Here is a 1,107-nt window from a genome sequence, read left to right as displayed (position 1 = left end):
TGCTAATGAAAACAGGTGAGGGTAGTTTTACTGGAATTTTTATATAGCCAAACGAAGCTTAGGCTGACGCCTTATAACTTTCCAATAACGGGCGCAGACATGTGGGGCATAATGGCGCAGCCGCCCCGCGTGTATGCGTCCCAGCGAACGTAGTGAGTGCGTTTATTGGCTTGTTAGGTGCGCTCACGCCAAGACCCCATTTAGCAGCATACTAGGCATAAAAAAGTAAAAAGCCAATAAGCCCGAACTTGTAAATAGAAGTGCGGCTGCACAAAAAGAAGCTTGTACGAAGAAAACGGAAGGTTTAGCAGATGCACTATGTCTCAAAGCCACTATTGAGGTTTGTAAACATTCTTTAATTGCTTGGTATTTTGTTGAGAACCAAGAAATGATGGGAGCTAGGCTAGCAAAAACGAGAGCAAATGCGACTTCCATACCACCTAATTGAACTAAGAAGGCTATCTCTGGCAAAACTGCCGCCGCAACAACCATTGCGATACCGATAACTGCGCGTTGTAGATTAGTTAATTCATTCCATGATTTCATAATTTTTCCTTTTAGCACCTAACTTTTCAATAACGGGCGCATGCGCGTCGGGCATAATGGCGAAGCCGCCCTGCGTGTATGCGTCCCAACGAACGAAGTGAGTGAGTTTATTGAGTTGTTAGGTGCGTGGGTAATAAACAAGAGAACTCCCTTCTTTTAACGCTTCGTCGTAATAACCAGTAAATCCCTTGTAAGCATCAGTATTCAATATGTCAACTTGAAGCTGATTGCCTGCTAAATTAGTGATACTTGAGAAGCCAAATTTTTTAGCTTCTGTCTCCGCATTCAAAAACTCTGTTGTTTCTGACTCTTGGCGAAGAAAAAGCATGCATTTATGAGTAGCGCCAATATCTGGGTGAGCGTAATCGTACTCAGGTGTTTCAGTGAAAGTGCCAGTAAAACCATAGATGAAAACTTTACTCATACCAGTAGCACCTAACTTCCAAATATGGGGCGCAAACACGTGTGCAACAATGGCGAAGCCGCGCACGTGTTTGCGTCCCAGCGAGCGGCAGCGAGTGCCATAATTTGTTTGTTATGTGACTTTACCCTAAATAAGAG

At 43.9% G+C, this 1,107-nt stretch carries 2 protein-coding genes; both read right to left on the bottom strand.

The window, feature by feature from the left end:
• Positions 1-183: 183 nt before the first annotated feature.
• Positions 184-546, bottom strand: a complete 363-nt coding sequence (locus tag MHM87_RS19760) for a hypothetical protein (protein WP_159582046.1) — start codon at positions 544-546, stop codon at positions 184-186.
• 118 nt (positions 547-664) lie between these two features.
• Positions 665-970, bottom strand: coding sequence for a hypothetical protein (locus MHM87_RS19755; RefSeq protein WP_039219440.1), 306 nt, complete (start codon positions 968-970; stop codon positions 665-667).
• Positions 971-1,107: the final 137 nt, after the last annotated feature.

It is taken from the genome of Alteromonas sp. Cnat3-28 (assembly GCF_022348265.1).
GTDB classification, from domain to species: domain Bacteria; phylum Pseudomonadota; class Gammaproteobacteria; order Enterobacterales; family Alteromonadaceae; genus Alteromonas; species Alteromonas macleodii.
This window is presented reverse-complemented; position numbering and strand designations above follow the sequence as displayed.